Source organism: Halorubrum sp. Ea8, assembly GCF_002252925.1.
GTDB lineage: Archaea > Halobacteriota > Halobacteria > Halobacteriales > Haloferacaceae > Halorubrum.
Genome location: NZ_NHPF01000039.1, coordinates 1 through 14852 on the forward strand (window position 1 = coordinate 1; position 14852 = coordinate 14852).

At 68.0% G+C, this 14852-nt stretch carries 12 protein-coding genes; 9 read left to right on the forward strand and 3 right to left on the reverse strand.

Features of this window, described 5'->3' with window-relative positions:
- Both DJ74_RS18555 and DJ74_RS03025 read left to right on the forward strand, forming a co-directional pair.
- The coding region (locus DJ74_RS18555) for a PKD domain-containing protein (RefSeq protein WP_141212659.1) at window positions 1-815 on the forward strand (815 nt) is incomplete at its 5' end.
- Window positions 816-951: 136 nt separating this feature from the next.
- Complete coding sequence (locus DJ74_RS03025) at window positions 952-1863, forward strand: CoA ester lyase (RefSeq protein ID WP_094526316.1); 912 nt, start codon at window positions 952-954, stop codon at window positions 1861-1863.
- Window positions 1864-2033: 170 nt separating this feature from the next.
- Here DJ74_RS03025 and DJ74_RS03030 read toward each other — a convergent pair whose 3' ends face one another.
- Window positions 2034-2402: a VOC family protein gene (locus DJ74_RS03030; protein ID WP_094523225.1), complete on the reverse strand. Its 369-nt coding sequence runs from the start codon at window positions 2400-2402 to the stop codon at window positions 2034-2036.
- 191 nt (window positions 2403-2593) lie between these two features.
- Between DJ74_RS03030 and DJ74_RS03035 the strand changes: the two genes are divergently transcribed.
- On the forward strand, window positions 2594-5695 hold the full coding sequence (locus tag DJ74_RS03035) for an FAD-binding and (Fe-S)-binding domain-containing protein (RefSeq protein ID WP_094526317.1): 3102 nt from the start codon (window positions 2594-2596) through the stop codon (window positions 5693-5695).
- Between the two features lie 728 nt (window positions 5696-6423).
- Here the strand turns inward: DJ74_RS03035 and DJ74_RS03045 are convergent.
- Window positions 6424-8166, reverse strand: coding sequence for an L-lactate permease (locus tag DJ74_RS03045; RefSeq protein WP_094526319.1), 1743 nt, complete (start codon window positions 8164-8166; stop codon window positions 6424-6426).
- A gap of 279 nt (window positions 8167-8445) precedes the next feature.
- Here DJ74_RS03045 and DJ74_RS03050 point away from each other — a divergent pair, with 279 nt between their 5' ends.
- The 4 genes from DJ74_RS03050 to DJ74_RS03065 all read left to right on the forward strand — a co-directional run bounded on the left by DJ74_RS03050 (window position 8446) and on the right by DJ74_RS03065 (window position 12290).
- Window positions 8446-9048 (forward strand): class I SAM-dependent methyltransferase, encoded by a 603-nt coding sequence (locus DJ74_RS03050; RefSeq protein ID WP_094526320.1) that lies wholly within the window; start codon window positions 8446-8448, stop codon window positions 9046-9048.
- Between the two features lie 4 nt (window positions 9049-9052).
- A complete protein-coding gene (locus DJ74_RS03055; RefSeq protein WP_094526321.1) occupies window positions 9053-9352 on the forward strand; it encodes a hypothetical protein in 300 nt (99 codons plus the stop codon).
- Window positions 9353-9394: 42 nt separating this feature from the next.
- Complete coding sequence (locus tag DJ74_RS03060; RefSeq protein WP_094526322.1) at window positions 9395-10336, forward strand: ABC transporter substrate-binding protein; 942 nt, start codon at window positions 9395-9397, stop codon at window positions 10334-10336.
- 577 nt (window positions 10337-10913) lie between these two features.
- Window positions 10914-12290 carry a cytochrome P450 gene (locus DJ74_RS03065; protein ID WP_094526323.1) on the forward strand — a complete coding sequence of 459 codons (1377 nt, stop codon included), beginning with the start codon at window positions 10914-10916 and terminating at the stop codon, window positions 12288-12290.
- Between the two features lie 179 nt (window positions 12291-12469).
- On the opposite strand, the gene DJ74_RS03070 is transcribed toward DJ74_RS03065, so the two are convergent.
- On the reverse strand, window positions 12470-12928 hold the full coding sequence (locus DJ74_RS03070; RefSeq protein WP_094526324.1) for a hypothetical protein: 459 nt from the start codon (window positions 12926-12928) through the stop codon (window positions 12470-12472).
- Between the two features lie 58 nt (window positions 12929-12986).
- Here DJ74_RS03070 and DJ74_RS03075 point away from each other — a divergent pair, with 58 nt between their 5' ends.
- Window positions 12987-14096, forward strand: coding sequence for an ABC transporter ATP-binding protein (locus tag DJ74_RS03075; protein WP_094526325.1), 1110 nt, complete (start codon window positions 12987-12989; stop codon window positions 14094-14096).
- A partial coding sequence (locus DJ74_RS03080) for an ABC transporter permease (RefSeq protein WP_094526326.1) occupies window positions 14093-14852 on the forward strand: 760 nt, incomplete at its 3' end. The genes DJ74_RS03075 and DJ74_RS03080, both read left to right, overlap by 4 nt.

Sequence of the window (14852 nt, forward strand, 5' to 3'; positions counted from 1 at the left end):
AGGGCGCGACCGCGGTCGCGAGCGAGGCCGCGACCGTGCAGGCGAGCGCCGACGGCGCGTCGAGCAGCGTCGCGTTCGCCGGCGAGACGGGCGTCGAAGGCATCGAGTTCGGCGGCGCCGTCGAGGGCGACGTCGGCGTCGTCGAGCTCGACGCGGCGCCCGAGTCGACCGGACGGGCGCCGGGCGCCGGGGTCTCGGTGGTCGAGATCACGGTCCCGGACGACGCGCGGAACACGCCGGCCACGATCCGGACGCGGATCGGCGCCGACCGGCTCGAAGCGGCCGGCGCCGACGCCGAGGACCTCCGCCTCTCGCGCCACTCGGATGGCGAGTGGCAGGCGCTGGAGACGTCCGTCGTCGACCGCGACGGCGGCGACGTCGTGCTGGCGGCCGAGACGCCCGGGTTCTCCGTCTTCGCGGTGTCGGCCGTGAGCGAGCCCGAGGCGGCGATCACGGTCGATTCGGACGGGGTCGAAACCGGCGAGAGCGTCACGCTCTCCGGAGTCCGCTCCTCGGACCGGTACGGCGAGATCGTCGCCTACGACTGGGACGTCGACGGCGAGACGGCGGCCGGGAGCGTCACCGAGACGACTTTCTCGGAGCCGGGCGAGTACGAGGTCGAGCTCACCGTCACCAACGACGCCGGCGAGACCGACTCGACGACGGCGACGGTCGCGGTCGAGCCGGCCGGAACCGCGGCGGCCGCTCCGGTCGAGGAGCCCGGCCTCTTCTCGCTGACGACGCTCGGCGCGGTGGTCGGGGCGCTCGTGCTCGCGCTGCTCGTCGTGGCCGCGGTCCGGCGCGCGGACCGCTGAGGCGACGGGGACCCGCGGCCGCGAGGGCGGTCCGATCGCGACCGTCCGAATCAGTATTCACTCGCTTCCGACTCAGAGAAAATACCCCCGGGTAAGGTACCTTTATCTCCGTGGACGAGCGTGATTGAGCCGCTATATGACCGACGTCACTCTTCGCCGGACGCAGCTTGCAACGCCCGCGAGCGACGAGAAAATGATGCACTCGGCGGCCGACAGCGACGCCGACGAGGTGTTCCTCGACCTCGAAGACTCCGTGGCCCCGAACGCGAAGCCGGACGCGCGCGCGCCGCTCATCGAGGCCGCCCGCGAGGAGGACTGGAGTGACAAGGTCCTCAGCTTCCGGATGAACGGCATCGACACCCAGTGGTGGTACGACGACCTGATCACGGTCGTCGGCGAGGCGGGCGAGCACATCGACGACATCATCGTTCCGAAGGTCAAGTCCGCCAGCGACATTCACACCGTCGAGAACCTCCTCGAACAGGTCGAGGTGAACAACGACCTGGAGGTCGGCGGCATCGGCCTCGAACCGCAGATCGAGGACGGCGAGGGGATGCACAACGTCCACGACATCGCGCACGCCTCCGACCGGCTCTCGTCTATCATCTTCGGGCCGGGCGACTACTCCGCCGCGATGGGGACGCCGGGACTCGACATCGGTCAGTTCCCGGAGTACCCGGGCCACTACTGGCACCACGCGCTCTCCGAGTGTAACGCCGCGGCGAAGTCCGCCGGTCTGCCGTGTCTCGACGGCCCGTACGCCGACATCGAGGACGCCGACGGGTTCCGCGAGTCCGCCGAGAACGCCAACATGATCGGCTGCGACGGCAAGTGGGCGATCCACCCGTCGCAGATCGAGATCGGCAACGAAGTGTTCGCGCCGGACCCGGAGACCGCCGAGCGCGCCAAGCGCATCGTCGACGCCTACGCCGAGGCGATGGAGGAGGGCAAAGGCGCCGTGAGCGTCGACGGCCAGATGGTCGACGAGGCGACCAACAAGATGGCGCAGGACATCGTCGAGACCGCCGAGGCCGCCGGCATCCTCTGAGGTCGCGTCCGAACTTCGAGAACGCTCTTCTTTTGACGATCCCCGTCCGCTCCGGAGCCACCGTGTTCCGAAACGCGACGCCGGCGGCTCGACCGTTCGATCGGTCCCGTCGTCGTCGAATAGCGTGAAAACGGTCCGCGGTGACGCGCTCCGTCTCGGGACGGCCCGGACTACAGCGGCTCGATCAGCTCGACGGCGTGTCCGTCGGGGTCCTTCACGAACGCGGTGCGCGCGCCGGCTTCCGGCTGGTCGCCGGGCTCCTTCACGACGCCGTGGTGGTCGATCGCCTCGAAGGTCGCGTCGACGTCGTCGACGCCGACGGCGACGTGGTCGTACCGGTCGCCGTCGTCGCTCGGCTCCGCGCCGTCGGTGTCCGACAGCTGGAACTCGACGCCGGCGTCGTCCGAGACGTACACGTTTCGCGTGTCGCCGTCGGCGGTCGTGAACTCCCAGGAGCGCTCGAAGCCGAGCTGCTCGACGTACCAGTCGGCGGTGCGGTCGGCGTCGGCCACGTTGAGACAGGTGTGAAGTATCTCCATGGGTCGCCCTCGCTCGGTGAGGCAATAAATCCCGGCGGGACGCCGCCGGGGCGGGACGCCGCCGCGAAAAATTTATCTCTTAACGTTAATGAAAAAAGCGAAACAGCGCGGCTATCGACCGCCGCAGTCGGCTCGTGATCATATTCATTTTTAACAAAGGTTTTATTCGCCTTTCGACCCCGAGTAGTATCATGGCAACTGAGCCCACGTGGGGAGCTGACACGCCCGACTTGGACACGTCGGCGTCTGCGCTCGGTCACGACCGACCGGACGTCCCCGCCTTTCGGGCGCTCGCGGAGGACCTCCGCGAGCGCGTCGACGGCGAGGTCCAGTTCGACGAGTACGCGCAGGTGCTGTACGCGACCGACGGCAGCATCTATCAGGCGCGCCCGGCCGGCGTCGTCACGCCTCGCTCGGTCGACGACGTGCAGGCGACGATGCGGGTCGCGGCCGACCACGAGGTCCCGGTCATCCCGCGGGGCGCCGGCTCCTCGCTCGGCGGTCAGACCGTCGGGCCGGGCTGCGTCGTGCTCGACTTCTCGAAGTACATGGACGAGATCGTCGAGGTCCGACCGGACGACCGCCGCGCGGTGGTCCAGCCTGGGGTCGTGCAGGACCACCTCGACGACCGGCTGGCCGAGGACGGGCTGAAGTTCGCGCCGGACCCGGCCTCGTCGGCGCGGGCGACCGTCGTCGGCGGCATCGGCAACAACTCCACGGGCGCGCACTCGGTGCGGTACGGGATCACCGACGCGTACACGGAGGAGCTGACGGTCGTGCTCGCGGACGGCTCGCTCATCGAGACCCGCGAGATCGTCCTCGACTCCCCCGAGTACGAGGAGATCGTGGGCAAGGACGACCGGGAGGCCGCGCTGTACGAGACGACCCGCGCACTCGTCGCGGAGAACGAGGCCGAGATCGACGAGAAGTACCCGAGCCTCAAGCGCTCCGTCTCGGGGTACAACCTCCACAAGGTGATCTACGAGAACGACGACGGCGAGGAGGTCATCAACCTCTCGAAGCTGTTCGTCGGCGCCGAGGGGACGCTCGGCACGATCGTCGAGGCCGAGGTGTCGCTCGTCACCCGCCCCGAGGAGACGGCGCTCGCGCTGTACACCTTCGACTCGCTGGTCGACGCGATGAAGGCGGTGCCCGAGGCGCTGGAGTTCCCGGTGAGCGCGGTCGAGCTGATGGACGACGAGGTGTTCTCGCTCGCCGCCGGCTCACAGGAGTTCGCGCAGTACGCCGAGCCGATCCCGGACCGCGCGGCCGCGGCGCTCATGCTGGAGTGGGACTCCGAGCTCGTCGACGACTTCGAGGACGCCATCGCCGACACGAACGCGTACTTCGTCGACGAGGGCGACGCGTTCGACGTACTGGAGGCGTACACGCCCGAAGACCAGGCCGACATCTGGAAGCTCCGAAAGGCGGCCATCCCGCTGTTGATGGGCATGCAGGGCGACCCGAAGCCGTACCCGTTCATCGAGGACGCGACGGTGCCGCCCGAGGAGCTCGCGGAGTACGTCGGCCAGTTCGAGGACGTCCTCACCGATCACGACACCTCGGCGGCGTACTTCGCGCACGCCGGGAGCGGCACCCTCCACATCCGGCCCATCCTCTCGCTGAAGGAGGAGGAGGGCGTCGAGAAGATGCATTCCATCTCCGAGGACGTCACCGACCTCGTCTTAGAGCATCACGGCGCCTTCTCGGGCGAGCACGGCGACGGGCTCGCGCGCACCGAGTTCAACCCGAAGATGTACGGCGAGTCGCTCTGGTCGGCGTTCCAGGAGCTCAAGTCGACGTTCGACCCCGAGTGGCGGATGAACCCCGGGAAGGTCGTCTACGTCGACGGCGACACCGCCGCCGAGCGCGGCTACCCCGACACCGCGGCCGACACGGACATGCGGGAGAACCTCCGGTACGGGCCGGAGTACCAGTCGATCGAGCCGCAGACCGATCTGGACTTCTCCGACGAGGGCGGCTTCTCGCACCTCGTCGAGCTGTGTAACGGCTGCGGTACCTGCCGGGAGACCGACTCCGGCGTGATGTGTCCGACCTACCGCGCCTCCGAGGAGGAGATCCAGTCGACCCGCGGCCGCGCGAACATGCTCCGAGCCGCGATCAGCGGCGAGCTCGACGAGGAGGAGATCCACTCCGACCGGTTCCAAGAGGAGGTGCTCGGGCTCTGCGTCGGCTGTAAGGGGTGTAAGAGCGACTGTCCCACGGGGGTCGACCTCGCGAAGCTCAAGGCCGAGGTAAAACACGAGCACCACGAGGAGGAGGGGGCGGGCCTCCGAGAGCGGATCTTCCGCGACATCGACCGCTTCTCGGCGCTCGGGAGCACGCTCGCGCCGGTCTCGAACGCGGCGTCGAAGATTCCGGGCGCTCGCAAGGTGATGGATGCGGTCGCGGGGATCGCCCCGGACCGGGAGCTGCCGACGTTCCGGTCGACCAGCTTCGAGGCGTGGTTCGACTCCCGCGGCGGGTCGACGGTCGCCCCCGGGGAGGCGGTCGACACGGTCGTCCTCTTCCCCGACACCTACACCAACTACAGCTACCCGGCCGCCGGCAAGGCCGCCGTCGCGGTGCTGGAGGCGGCGGGCGTCCGCGTGGAGGTGCCGGGCGACCTCGCGCCGTCGGGCCGCGCGGCGTTCTCGACGGGCTTCCTCGACGAGGCCCGCGAGCGCGCCGAGACCAACGTCGAGCGGCTCGCGCCCCGCGTCCGCGACGGGCAGTCGGTCGTCTTCGTCGAGCCCTCGGACGCCGTGATGTTCCAGGACGAGTACCTCGACCTCCTCGACGACGATGACGTCGAGACCGTCTCCGCGGCCGCCTACGGCGTCTTGGAGTACCTCGACGCCGCCCGGGTCGACGAGCGGCTGGCGTTCGACGCGCCCGCCGAGTCGCTCACCTACCACGGCCACTGCAACCAGAAGGCGACGAACAAGGACCACCACGCGGTCGGCGTGCTCCGCCGGGCCGGCTACGACGTGGACCCGCTCGACTCCTCCTGTTGCGGGATGGCGGGCTCGTTCGGCTACGAGGCCGAACACTACGACATCTCGAAGGCGATCGGCCGGATCCTCTTCGACCAGGTCGACGAGAGCGACGGCGAGACGGTGACCGCGCCGGGCGCCTCCTGTCGGTCCCAGCTCGGCGACCGCGACGCCGACGCCGAGAACCCGCCGCACCCGATCGAGAAGGTCGCCGACGCGGTGACCGGGCCAGCGCCCGACGCCGTCGCCGAGGCAGGCGCTACCGGGGCGACGACCCCGTCGCCCGCCGACGACTGAGCCGGCGTCGCGGTCGACGAGGTCTCGCGACGCCGCTCTCGGGCACAGGCTTTCGCTGCCGCTCGCGCAGGAAGTTCAGAGCGGGTGACGAGCGGCACCGGAAGCGGGAGGACCGGATCGGCGTCGACGATGCGGTACTCAAAAAGACGTGAGCGACGGCGACGATCAATTATAAGCGACGGTTGCGGCCGGCGCGCGCCGCCGAGCGCCCGCGGGGCGCGAGGTGCGCGCGAGGGAGTCGATGGGCCGAAGCGAAGCGAAGGCCCATCGACGAGGCTGGGGTGGCGTGAGGCTGCGTTCCCGCGAGCAACGCGAGCGGGAGCACGGAAGGCGCAGCGCCGAGCGAAGCGAGGCGACCGTCTTCCGGCGGTGCGGTGCTGTGTAGGGCGGGACTCAAAGGGGCAGCCGCGATTTCCGCGAGCAAAGCGAGCGGAAAGACGGGAGACGGAGTCTCCCGGAAGGGCGAAGCACGCCGCAGCAAGCACCGCAGCGAGCGATAGCGAGCGAGGAGCACAGCAAGGCGCGCGAGCCCTCGCGGCTGGGGCTTTGGAGGTATTCACCGTGTCATTGCGGACAACGACGTATAGCCGAGCGGCTGGGGCTTTGGAGGTATTCACCGTCGCTCTACAGTCAACCAATTATAAGCGAGCGGCCGGGGCTTCGGAAGCGGTCCTCTCAGATCGCCGATCGGATATAAAAATAGCCGAACCGCAGTACCGTTCCCGCGTTCAGAAGATACCGGAGAACAGCACGTAGCTGAACAGCAGACACAGCAGGCCGACGCCAGTCGCGTAGTACAGCAGCGGGATCAGGTTCAGCCGCATCACCCGCCCCTCCTGTCCGAGGAGGCCGACCGTCGCCAGGGCGGCGACGAGGTTGTGGATCGCGACGAGGTTCCCGATGGCGCCCCCGACGGCCTGCGCGCCGACGATGATCGTCCGCGGCAGTCCGAGCTGCGTCGCCGCCTCGAACTGGAACGCGCCGAACGTGATGTTCGAGACGGTGTTCGACCCGGCCATCGCCGCGCCGAGCGCGCCGATGAGCGACGCGAAGGCGGGGTAGGCGGGGCCGAGCGTGTCGGCGGTCGTCTGCGCGAGCAGGACGATCATGCTGCCGACCTCGGGCGCACCCGGGTGCGCGCCGGACTGGAGCATCACCTGCACCATCGCGATGACGAACACCAGCGCGATGAACGGCGAGACGATCTTCCGGCCGGCTTCCTTCCACGCGTCACTGACTTCCTGACCAGACATCCCGAAGATCGGGATGGCGAGCACGGCGCTCACGATCAGCCAGAAACCGGGCACGCTCATCCACGCGAAGCTTCCGCCGAGCGTCGTACCGAAGAGGTCACTGAAGCCGATGACGAAGAGGTCGCTGCCGATGAAGTTTGAGATCGGATCGACCGCACGAGTGATGACCAGCAGGATCACCAGCGCGACGTACGGCGACCACGCCTTCAGCAGCGACATGTCCTCGCCGCCGCTCAGGTCGGCCGCCTCGGCCTCGGGCGAGCCGCCGTTGCTGCCGTTTGACTGGCCCGGCTCGATTGTTCCGACCCAGTGGTCGGCCCACCTCTCGCGCTCGGGGAACTCCCACTCGTCGTCGGGCAGGAAGTACCCCGCCCGCAGCACGCTCAAAACGATCGTGCCACCGACCATCGACCCGATGAGCGCCGGGAACTCGGCCGTGAGGAACCACGCCGAGATCCAGTACGGGACCGCGAAGGAGATCCCCGCGAACAGACACAGCGGCGCGACCTCCCACGCCGGCGCCAGCGAGCGGTCGTCCGGGTCACCGAAGAAGTAGACGACCATCCCGACCGCGAACAGCGGCATCATGAACCCGACCAAGGCGTGATACGTCGCCGCCCACGCGGCCACCTCGACCGAGAACTCTTGGACCGTCATCCCGCCCTCCTCGATCGCGGTGCGGGTGAACTCGACGTTCTCCATCGGGTTCTGGATGCCGACGATGATCGGCGTCCCCACCGCGCCGTACGTGACGGCGATGATGTGTCCGATGATCCCGGCGACGACCGCCGCGAGCGCCGGGAAGCCGAGTCCCAACAGAAGCGGCGCGACGACCGCGGCCGGCGTCCCGAATCCGGCGGCGCCCTCGATGAACGTCGCCATGAAGAAGGCGATCAGGACGATCTGCACGCGTCGGTCGTCGCTGACCGTTGCGAACCCCCGATTGATCCGGTCGAACGCGCCCGCCTCCATCAGGGTATACAGGAGGACGAGCGCACCGAAGACGATCCAGAGGATCGTGATCGCGGTTATGACGCCGACGGCCGACGCCGCCGCCAGCCAGTTCACCGGCATGTTCCACGCGAAGTAGCCGACCGCGAGCGCCGCGACCCACGCGATCGGCATCGCGCGCGTCGCCGGCCAGAGGAACCCGACCAGCAGGATCCCCGCGAGGAGAAGCGGTATCGCGGCCACCGCGACGTCGATCCCCGTCGTCATGACGCTTCCCCGCCGTTGATCTCGTGTACTCGATTCCGTCGACGACTCATGTCACAGGTTATCATCCACATACGACGCGAAGGACATCACGTTCATTAATTATAAAATGTAACTTTCTCTGCCGTCGTCATCTCCCGGTTTACCCCGGTCACGTGTCGCAAATACACCCGGGACCAATTTCTTTATGATTGGCGATCTATCAATCCGAACACCGCTGCCGTCTCTCCCTCCGCGACAGGCCGCCCGAGGAGTCATGTTGCTCGCGCGGTAACGACGGGTATGGACCGTAGCGAGGTGCGGCGAGCGTGGGACGACGTGGCGGCGACGTACGCCGACCGACGCGACCCGGACGGCTCCGACGCGGCGCTGATCGACGACCTGCTCGCCGGGCTTTCGGCCGCCCCCGACGTCCTCGACGTCGGCTGCGGCGACGGCGCTCGGACGCTCGCGAACCTCCCGCCCGGCAGCGTGGGGCTCGACGTCTCCCGGCGCGGGCTCGACCTCGCGGCCGAGACCGTTCCCGAGGCCCGACTCGTTCACGGCGAGATGTCCGCGCTTCCCTTCGCGGCCGATAGCTTCGACGCGATCACGGCGTACCACGCGGTGTTTCACGTCGAGCGCGACCGCCACCCAGACGTGTACGCGGAGTTCGCCCGCGCCCTCCGCCCGGGCGGACGGCTCCTCATGACCCTCCCGGGCGGGCGGTTCGAAACGGTGCGCCGCGGCTGGATGGGCGGCCGCATGTTCTTCTCTGCGCCCGGACGCGACCGCACCCTCGCGCAGCTCCGCGAGGCCGGGTTCATCGACGTGGAGACGAAGACCGCGACCGACCCGCTCGGGAGCAGCACCGAGTTCGCGCTCGCGACGCTCGGCGGGGGGTGACCGCATGACCGATGACACCGACGCGGACGACGCGGCGGGCGTGGCCGACGGGATGCCTCACGACGTCCGCGCGGCTCTCACGCAGCTCCTCGACCGCGCCGGGTGGGCCGCCAAGACCGGCGACACCGAGACTGCGGTCGCGCTCCTCGATACGGCTGAGACCGTCGCCGCGAACAAGCTCCCGCTAGGCGACCGCCGCGACCGGCTCCGGCACGGCTGCCGGGCGGCGCGCGCGGCGCTCCCGGACGGCGACCTCGCGGCCGCCTACGCCGATGCGGCCGCGGCGCGGCTCCCGGACGGGTGAGTCCGCCGGAGCGCTTTTCGCTCCGCCCGCCCATCGGTTGACATGCGCGTCGCCACGCTACTCCCCTCCGCCACCGAGACGCTGTTCGCGCTCGGCGTCGAGCCGATCGGCGTCTCGCACAGCTGCGACCACCCGCCCGCGGCCCGTGACCTGCCGACGCTCACGAGCACCGTCGTCGACCACGACGACCGCTCGGCCGCCGACATCGACGCCCAGATGCGGTCGGTCGACGGCGCCGTCTACGACCTCGACGTCGACCGCCTCGCCGCGCTGGAGCCGGACCTCGTCGTCACCCAGGCGACCTGCGACGTCTGCGCCGTCGACGCGGGGGCGGTTCACGCGGCCGTGGCCTCGCTCGACCCCGCGCCCGAGGTGCTGACGCTCGACCCCCACTCGTTCGGCGACGTCCTCGACGACGTGACGCGCCTCGGCGCGGCGGTCGGCGCGGAAGCGGCCGCGAACGCGCTCCGCACCGACTGCCGCGAGCGCGTCGACCGCGTCCGGGAGCGGGCCGAGCGCGCGGTCGCCGACGTGGGCCGTCCCCGGACCGCGGTGCTCGACTGGACCGACCCGCCGATCCGGGCCGGTCACTGGGTCCGCGACATGGTCGAAATCGCCGGCGGCGACCCGTCGTTCCAGCCAGACGGCGCCTCCGAGCCGGCGGCGTGGGACGACGTCCGCGCGTACGACCCCGAGGCGCTCGTCGTCGCCCCCTGTGGGTTCGAGCGCGACCGCGCCGTCGACGCGATCGCGGACCTCGCCGACCGACCGGGGTGGCGCGACCTCGCCGCCGTCGCCGACGACCGAGCCTACGCGGCCGACGGCAACGCGCTGTTCAACCGCCCGAGCCACCGATTGGTCGACTCGTTGGAGGCGCTGTTCGCGTGTCTGCATCCCGAGCACGCGTCGGCGTCGTCCGGCGAGCGGGACCGTGTCGCCCGCGTCGACGCGACGACGCCTTCGGTGCGCGCCAACGGAGGGTGACGCCGACCGCGGCCCGGCGACCTGGATCCGTCGCAATCCTCAGCGACTGATCGATACCGGTTACCGAATACAGAGGGTGTATTTACGTAGAATCAAGGAGAAAGCCTCGCGTTTCAGCGCGGGGATGAATCCGACAGTTCTCTACGGTAACCAGGAACTTCTGGTCGGGTGGTTTAACTGAGTGATTGTCATACTACTAGGTAGCCGAGGCGGTCTACCGCCCACCTAATCGGACAATATCGGGATGCAGTAAGAAGTACCTCTGAATCCCAAGTCGGGATAGGAGTAACGGCTGATTGACACAGCCAGTAGCCGTCACCGGGACAGCTACAAACCGTAAACACCCCAACCCAGCGGTACGGTGCCGTGGGAATCTTCGCCCTTCAGGGCGGAGAGGATGTCAATACAAACAGCCGGTCTATCCTCTGCCGCTGCTTCCCGAATAGCCTGTCGAAAGAGAGTACTTACTGATCACCAGATTCGCCCGTAAATCAGTAACACAGACGATGTGTGGATATTTCTATGACACGCCCTACCGGGAAAACGGCTATTAGCAATCATTCATATACGCTCACATATGACGGGTGGAGACACCGGCTCAGGTTCGGACGGTGAGATCGACAGGCTTCCGCCGGGCCCGGACGGGATCCCGGTGCTGGGAAACACCCATCAGTACGTCCAGCAGCCAATGGATTTTTTCGACGAGCTTGCTAAGTACGGTGACGTCGTCCACTGTGAATTTCCGCGTATCGACGCCGTCGCCGTCTTCCATCCCGAGTACATCGGCGAGGTATTACTGGGACAAGGCACATACGAACGGTGGAATTTCGACGAGCTGAAAGAACTCCTTGACTACGAAATCGCACCGCGAGGTCTCACATTCACGCGTGGTGAGGAATGGAAACGACAGCGCCATTTCCTCCAGCCGATGTTCGGGTTGAATCGGTTGCGAGGGTTCAGTTCGTCCATGGTTGCCGCCACGGAACAGCTGATCGAAGAGTGGGACGACGGCGAAGAAATCGTCGTCAACGAGGAATTCTCAGAGCTGACGCTGTCGATACTCACGAATTCGCTGTTCGAGTTCGACCTCGGCGAGCACCGGCAAGTGATCACCGAGGCCGCCGACGAGCTACAGGCCATGGCCGATATGAGTGGCCTCAGTGCCGTCGAACTGCTCTTGCCGTCGTGGGTACCGACCCACAGGAACCGACGGTACGAGCAAGCCATGGATGCGTTCGATGAAACGGTCGATACGCTCATTAAAGAGCGGAGAGCGAACCCCGGCCAGTACGACGATTTCCTGACGATGATGCTGGAAAAAGAGGACGACCACGAGTATACGATGACCGATGCGGAAATTCACGACCACTTGATCACGTTCCTCATCGCTGGTCACGAGACGACGGCGATGGCGCTGACGTTTACGTGGTTGTTGCTGGCGACCCATCCCGACGAACGGGACCGATTATCGCAGGAAGCCACGACTGTGCTTGACGGCCCGCCGACAGCGGCAGACCTCCCCGACCTCACCGTTACCGAGCACGTCGCCAAGGAGGCGATGCGGCTCTATCCGCCAGCGGGGATGCTGTTCCGCGAGGCTGTTGAGGAGACAACGCTTGGAGGCTATCACATCCCCGAGGGAACGAAACTGCTACTGCCACAGTTCACTGTCCACAAGGACGATCGATGGTTTGACGCGCCCGAGCAGTTCCGGCCCGAGCGGTTCACCGATGCTCGGAGTGACAAACGGCCGGACTTTGCGTACTTCCCGTTTGGCGGAGGTCCCCACCAGTGTATCGGGATGCACTTCGCGATGATGGAGTTGAAACATATCATCCCGATGCTTGCCCGAAATGTGGAATTCGAGCTGTTGAGTTCACCTCGGCCAGAGATAAACATGGAGTTGACGTTACAGCCTTCCGAGGACGTTCGGATGCGTGTTCATAAAGAATAAACAGTAACTCGCCGTACTAAGTTTGCAACGAAAATCGGGGTCTGTAGTATCAACGGAGAGTTGCCGTATACGTCCACGAGAAACAGAGTATGCAAGATACGCGCTCTGTATTCAGCGTCGCCTCTCGGACCGCTCAGTCATAGAGAATCGAACAGCACCCGCGATCTCGACCGCCCGATTCAGCTCTCGGCCCGGTCGCGGAGCCCGGACAGCGTCGCCGCCTCGCGGAGGTCGTCGACCGTGCAGTACCACGCGCCCCGGACCCCGTTCCCGTCGTTCTCGACCGGCGAATCGAGCGGGACGAGTTCGTCGAACGCGAAGACGACGACGACCCGCTCCTCGGAGAAGGGATCGATCAGCGCCGCCCAGTCCTCGTCGTCCATCGGGCCGGGCTCGCCGCGGGTCTGCTCTGCCCGGTCGACGACGCGGGCGTAATGGGTGACCGCCGACACCGGTGCGGTCCGGTAAAAGGCCATGTAATCGAAGTCGGCGCGGGTGCGGTCGTACGACCGCGGCGCGGGGTAAAAGCTCTCGCGGCAGCGCTCGAACGTGTCGGGTCGCGTCGCGACGACGCAGACCCGCGCGTCGCCGGGGGCGTCGTCGGCCGGCGCGTCGGCGGCGAATCGGTCGAGGTCCATCGCGTTCCGCGGTAGCCGCCGGACGCGGATATATCCGCGCTCGGCACGTACCGATCTCATGGCACGCAGCGCGGCGAGCGAACGCGATACCCCCCGCGAGCGCGACGGTTCCCGCCCCGACGACTCGGCGGATCCCTCTCCGCCGGCGCTCGCGATCGAGGGCGTCTCGAAGCGGTTCGGCGGCGGCACGGAGTCGGTGCTCGCGGTCGACGACGTCAGCCTGACCGTCGAACGCGGCTCGATCGTCGGCCTCCTCGGTCCGAACGGGGCCGGCAAGACGACCCTGATCAAGTGCGCGCTCGGGATCGTCCTCCCCGACGCCGGCTCGGTCCGGGTGTTCGGCACGGACGTGGGCGACGGCCGTCGGGCGGCGTACGCCGACGTCGACGCGATGCTGGAGGGCGCGCGCAACGACTACTGGCGGCTCACCGTCCGGGAGAACCTGCGGTACTTCGCGACGATCGCCGGCGTCGACCCGGACTCGGTGCGGGCCCGGCACGACAGGCTGCTCGACCGGCTCGAACTCACGGAGAAGGCCGATACCCCGGTCCGGGACCTCTCCCGGGGGATGAAACAGAAGGTGTCGCTGGCGAGCGTGCTCGCGGGCGGCGCGGAGCTCGTCTTCCTCGACGAGCCGACGCTTGGGCTCGACGTCGAGAGCTCCCGGACGCTCCGCCGGGAGCTCCGTCGGCTCGCGCGCGAGGAGGGGCTCACCATCGTCCTCAGCAGCCACGACATGGGCGTCATCGAGGACGTCTGCGACCGCGTCGTGATGATGGCGAACGGGCGGATCGTCGCCGACGACGCCGTCGGGGCGCTCCTCTCCGGGACCGACCGCGACGCCGTCCGCGTCGTCAGCGCCGACATCGACGACGCGGTCGTCGCGACCCTCCGAGAGCGGTTCGACGTGCGGGGAGTCGAGACGGGGCTCGGCGCGGTCGCCCGCGACGGACCGGGGTCGACGGCCGTCGAGGTCACCGTCGCTGGCGACGCCCTCTACGACCTCATGGACGCGCTCCGCGAGGCGGGGGTCACGGTGGAGGACATCGGGACCGTCCGTCCCGAGCTGGAGGACGTGTTCGTCGACCTCACCGGAATGGACGCCGGCGGGGGCGACGCCGACGAGGTCGTTTCCGCGACCGCCGACTCGCGGGGGCGGTCGCCGTGAGCGGGGACGAGGTCGCTCCCGCGTCGCCCGACTCCGGACCCGTCGAGGAGCCGCGTCCGGCCACCCACTACCACCTCGCGCGGGCCGTCCTCTACCGCGAGTACCTGATCTTCGTCCGGTACCCGGCGAACGCGATCGGCGGGATCGTCGTCGCGCTGTTCTTCTTCGGCGTCCTCTTCTACGGCGGACGGCTGCTGGCCGGGCAGGCGCTGACGGACTCGCTGTCGGGGATCATCGTCGGCTACTTCCTGTGGACGCTGTCGGTCGGCGCCTACTCGTCGGTGTCGAGCGACATCGGTAGCGAGGTCCAGTGGGGGACCTTAGAGCGGCACATCACCACGCCGTTCGGCTTCGCTCCGGTCGCACTTTTAAAGGGGGTCGCGAAGGTGATCCGCACGTTCCTCACGAGCGCGGTGATCCTCGCCGTCATGCTGCTGCTCACCGGGACCCGACTCAGCCTCGATCCGCTCACCGTCGTCCCCGTCGCGGGGCTCGCGATCACCTCGGTGCTCGGGCTCGGCTTCGCGGCCGGCGGCGTGACGGTGCTGTACAAGCGGATCGGCAACTGGCTGAACCTGCTGCAGTTCGGCTTCGTCGCGCTCATCTCGGCGCCGGTCCTCGACGCGCCGTGGACCCGCTTCCTCCCGCTGGCGCACGGGAGCGCGATGCTCCAGCGCGCGATGGTCGACGGCGTCCGGCTGTGGGAGTTCGGCCTCGGCGACCTCGGGCTCCTCGTCGCCGTCGCGGTCGGCTACC

What these genes read in the sequence shown, in the direction of transcription:
- DJ74_RS03055 (WP_094526321.1), top strand. Translation starts at nt 9,053, where the DNA reads ATGACCGATGACACCGACGCGGACGACGCGGCGGGCGTGGCCGACGGG.
- DJ74_RS03035 (WP_094526317.1), top strand. Translation starts at nt 2,594, where the DNA reads ATGGCAACTGAGCCCACGTGGGGAGCTGACACGCCCGACTTGGACACG.
- DJ74_RS03050 (WP_094526320.1), top strand. Translation starts at nt 8,446, where the DNA reads ATGGACCGTAGCGAGGTGCGGCGAGCGTGGGACGACGTGGCGGCGACG.
- DJ74_RS03060 (WP_094526322.1), top strand. Translation starts at nt 9,395, where the DNA reads ATGCGCGTCGCCACGCTACTCCCCTCCGCCACCGAGACGCTGTTCGCG.
- DJ74_RS03070 (WP_094526324.1), bottom strand. Translation starts at nt 12,928, where the DNA reads ATGGACCTCGACCGATTCGCCGCCGACGCGCCGGCCGACGACGCCCCC.
- DJ74_RS03075 (WP_094526325.1), top strand. Translation starts at nt 12,987, where the DNA reads ATGGCACGCAGCGCGGCGAGCGAACGCGATACCCCCCGCGAGCGCGAC.
- DJ74_RS03045 (WP_094526319.1), bottom strand. Translation starts at nt 8,166, where the DNA reads ATGACGACGGGGATCGACGTCGCGGTGGCCGCGATACCGCTTCTCCTC.
- DJ74_RS03025 (WP_094526316.1), top strand. Translation starts at nt 952, where the DNA reads ATGACCGACGTCACTCTTCGCCGGACGCAGCTTGCAACGCCCGCGAGC.
- DJ74_RS03065 (WP_094526323.1), top strand. Translation starts at nt 10,914, where the DNA reads ATGACGGGTGGAGACACCGGCTCAGGTTCGGACGGTGAGATCGACAGG.
- DJ74_RS03030 (WP_094523225.1), bottom strand. Translation starts at nt 2,402, where the DNA reads ATGGAGATACTTCACACCTGTCTCAACGTGGCCGACGCCGACCGCACC.